This is a genomic window from Dellaglioa sp. CoH-57-MRSF-19, from assembly GCF_056781975.1.
This window is the reverse complement of record NZ_JBXAXW010000329.1, coordinates 1-243: the sequence shown is the minus strand read 5'-3', so window position 1 is coordinate 243 and position 243 is coordinate 1. Positions and strand designations below refer to the sequence as shown.

General features: G+C 57.2%; 1 protein-coding gene. It reads left to right on the top strand.

Annotated elements, in window-relative coordinates; translation table 11 throughout:
• Positions 1 to 44 precede the first annotated feature (44 nt).
• Positions 45 to 243 (top strand): hypothetical protein (locus AC1RO3_RS09385; RefSeq protein WP_481764151.1); only part of this gene is annotated, 199 nt, incomplete at its 3' end.

Below are 243 nucleotides of genomic sequence, written 5' to 3'. Positions count from 1 at the left end.
CGGGTATGGGTGGCAGTATGGGCAGCATAGGAGGGGGTCCCTCGATGTCGGTCAATGGCTTCTGGTCGTCGAACTACCAGTACATGATGACCGGTATTCTCCCAGCAGACCCGAGTCTGATTGACACCAGCACGCTCAAGCTGTTCTATCGCGACATGTATCTGTTCGATAGCACTGCGGGCTCTGCCGTGGACATTCAGTCGAGCTTTCCGTTCTCCGACTGGGAGCTACGCGGTCTGACCG